This is a genomic window from uncultured Chryseobacterium sp. (assembly GCF_913776365.1).
Lineage (GTDB): Bacteria > Bacteroidota > Bacteroidia > Flavobacteriales > Weeksellaceae > Chryseobacterium.
The window spans coordinates 1-3935 of sequence record NZ_CAJYMO010000194.1; the positions used below are offsets into that span (position 1 = coordinate 1).

Genomic DNA, 3935 nt, shown 5'->3' on the forward strand with positions numbered 1-3935 from the left:
AAAACCCAGACGGTTGACGCATTGGATAACATAATAGCATCAACTGATGAGGGCGGCACCATCACCTTTGGTTATAATGCGGTAGGCGAGCAAATTACTTCGCAGTACGCCGGAAGCCAGGTCATTACAAAATATGATGCCTGGGGTAGGAAATCGGAATTCAATGATCCGTCAAACGGAGTGTATACCTATGAATATAATAGTTTTGGGCAGCCCCTAAAGGTAGTTAGTCCTAAGGGGACCAAAGAGTATGCTTATAATAGTTCAGGACAGCTGATCTCCCAGAAAGAGTTTTCAACGGCAGACGGCGGACAGACTACGGATAAGATGATTTCCTTTTCTTATGATAATAAAGGAAGACTGATCGCCAGGGGCGGAACGTCAAAAGGAAAAGCTTTCAGCTCAAATATCATCTTTGATCCTCAGGGAAGGATATTGTCCTCGTCGGAAAGCAGCAATGGTAAATATTTTATCCAGAAAGGAATTACCTATGATGATAAAGCAAGAGTGATTTCTTACGAAAAACAGCTTTATTCTTCTGGAACTCTTACCAAGGTAGATATAGAAAATATATACAGTTCCTGGAATGGTGAGCTTGCTCAGGTGAAAGATAAAAATTCAGGAAAAGTATTATGGGAACTTAAAGAAACCAATTCCAGAGGTCAGGTCCTGACAGCTCAATTAGGATCATCAGATATCAGTAATACATATAATGATGCAACCGGATATCTCACGGGAATAAAACATGTTTCGCCGCTGCAAGGTATTCTGAGTATCAAATACAGTTTCAATGCTATTAAAAATGAGCTTAAACTGAGAACGACACTAGGAGACTTTAATATTATTGAATCTTTTGATTATGATACGAACAACAGGTTAACGAACTGGACAAATCCGAAGACCGGACAGAATTCTGAGAATATTTATGACGTCACAGGCCGGATCATGAAGAATGATCAGGTCGGAACGATGAAATATGAAAATTCGGCTAAAATTTATCAGCCTACAGGCATGACGCTTAATACAGCTGGGGAACAGAATTATAATAATGATTTAATCCAGACCATTGTTTATAATGAAAATAATGATCCGGTATTCATTGATGGAATGAAAGGTGACGTAGCTTTTCAGTATGGTTTGACCAGTATGAGGCAGAGGGTTACTTACGGAGGTAATTTCAGTCCTGACGGCGATGGTAAATTCACTAAGTTTTATAATGAAGACGGAAGTTTTGAAATTGTAAGAGATAACGTTACAGGAAAGGAAAAGCATCTGTTGTATATCGGCGGAAATCCATATGAAAGCAATATTGTTTACCTTAAGAACTTTGATGAAACAAACGGTTCTTACAGATTCCTGCATAAAGATTATTTAGGCAGTATCTTAGCTATTACTGACGAAGCAGGCAATAAGCTGGAACAGAGGCACTTTGATGCCTGGGGCAATTTTACCCATCTTCAGATCGGAAACGGAGCCATCATAACGGATAAGAATATAATTGATTCAACTTCCTTATTGGTAGACAGAGGCTATACCAGCCATGAACATTTTGCAGAAGTGGGACTTATTCATATGAACGGAAGATTATATGATCCGTTATTGAGAAGGTTCTTGAATGCTGATGAAAATATACAGGACATATTCAACACCCAGGTATATAACAAATACGGATACGTACTGAACAACCCTTTGATATACAGCGATCCTAACGGGGAATTTGCCTGGATTATAGTTGGGGCGGTAGTTGGTGCCTATATGACAGGGGTAAAAGCAAACGGTTCATGGGATCCAACCCAGTGGAACTGGGGTGCTACATGGGGTAAAATCCTCGTAGGAGGTATTGTAGGAGCAGCAGGGGTATATATTGCTCCCGCTATAGGAGCATCAGCTCTTGCCGCTGCTCCCGCTTCATGGGGAATAACAGGCGGAGTTCTGGGCGGTGCAATTTCAGGGGCTGCCGTAGGGGCTGTAGCAGGTGCTCTTACCGGTTTTACCAACGCTGTAATGTTCGGTGAAAATGTAATAAAAGGCACTTTGATGGGAGCCGGATCAGGAGCTTTAACGGGAGGTGTTATAGGAGGAGTAGCTGGTGGTATCAGGCAAATAATAAATAATGCCAGAGGACTTGAGCCGGGAACTATTCTGAAAGGAGCACCGATTGCAGAAGGCAGAAGTGCATGGACCTTGAATAATACACCAAAAATGACAACGGTTGGATTAAGTGAAAAAGTAGGCTCTTCCGGAATAAAATATAATATCCAAGTTGGAGAAGCAGATGGTGAATTTATAAGACAAAGCAATAATGCTAAGCAAATAAGCACAAGTAACTGTCTTGATTGTGAAAATCCGCGCTTTATATTTGACTCTAAGGGTAGAGGACTAGATATGAATTATTTTAATAGTTTGAGTGAAAATTCTAATTCTAGCATTATATCAGGCGGATCAGGCGGTCAAAATATTGTGAAAATGACAGGACCACCCAATTCTTATACAAATCTTAATAATGGTCACATAGTTGTATATGGACCTGAAGGAAAACCTATATTTGATGTTAATAGCGTACGGATAAAAGGAATTTTTTATAATACTACTCCTAGTGGGAAAGTTATTCCAAGTTTTGGAAAAGGTACTAAATTTGATGGGCCAACCCCAAAAGCACTAATCAAATTTTTTGGATTATGATAACATATAAAGGAATTGTAGAAGATAATAATTTAGAATTAGATTTATCCTACATTGGAAACATTTTATCCGTTGAGCAAATTTTAATAGTGATGAAGTCAATGAGTCCTGATTTTATTGAAATAAATGGAAATATTTATTTAAAATCTAATTTTGAAAGTTATGGTAGCGATAACAACAGGTTTGAATATTCACAGAAGGGGAAAGAAAAATATATAAATACTATTTCTATTTCAGATGTATTTTATTTTTCTTCAGATAAGGAAACTCATAAGAAAGAAGTACAGAAGAAAATAGGGCTATATATTTTAGAATTTTGGAAAATAAGATTAAACTTCTTACTTCCAGATAAAAATTTTGAATTCATGCTTTTTGAAGATGGTCTATATGATGAAAGTGGTGTATGTATAACTTTTAATCAAACACATTGATATAAGCCAACAATTACCAAGCACTTATATCTATATAGTTTATATTAATATCTACTGGAATTTTATTATTAGATATTTACATATTTATTAATAATTTAAACTATTTGAGACCAAGTACTTATAGTTGATAAACATATATTATTTATAGAGTTTATTTTAGTAAAATAAAATATATCCCTTAAATCAAATAAAAGCTTTTTGCTTTTACTTTAAAGAAGCCATTGCAACTCTCTGCAGTGGCTTTACATATCAATAGGGAAATATCACAATCTGTTTATAATAATGTTTAATATATAATATAAAAACCAACAATAAATAATAAAACTTAAAACAGCAGTCTGAATCACCATTTTTACTATTATTATGAAATGAGCACTATACGGCAGTCATTACTTGTAGTAACACATCCATGCTGAAGATAACAAATAAGATAAAATTATATGTTTAGAAAGGACTTTTTAAAAAGGCTAGGTATCTATTAAGTACTTATTTTATTTGAGATCCGGGCTCCGTTATCTTCCGTTAGCAGGTGCGAGAAAATAACTTTAAGGAAGCCCGAAGTTTTTGTTAAAAATGTGATGTTAGAAAAGCATAAAGAGTTTTATCAATTGGCATACAACTATGGAAACAAAACTTCTGCACCCTAAATATATTAAACGTTGGTGGTGGCCTTATTAATAGATTATGAAAAAAATAAAATAAGAGCTTGTTTAAAAAGAAATTTAGAAATAATTTGTAAAATAAGTCGGTCAGTCGGAACTTTGTATTTCACCACAAAATCAGAGTTCATGACAAAGAAATATCTTCGCCTGACTGACCGGC

Annotated in this window: 2 protein-coding genes; both read left to right on the plus strand. The window is 35.7% G+C overall.

The genetic code is table 11. The features are described from left to right. Positions 1-2682: RHS repeat-associated core domain-containing protein (locus QZ735_RS09840; RefSeq protein ID WP_294247565.1), on the plus strand; the 2682-nt coding region annotated here is incomplete at its 5' end. Then, complete coding sequence (locus QZ735_RS09845; protein ID WP_294247568.1) at positions 2679-3113, plus strand: hypothetical protein; 435 nt, start codon at positions 2679-2681, stop codon at positions 3111-3113. The genes QZ735_RS09840 and QZ735_RS09845, both read left to right, overlap by 4 nt. Positions 3114-3935 lie beyond the last annotated feature (822 nt).

Coding starts and splice junctions, on each gene's coding strand:
- QZ735_RS09845 (WP_294247568.1), top strand. CDS start 2,679: ATGATAACATATAAAGGAATTGTAGAAGATAATAATTTAGAATTAGAT.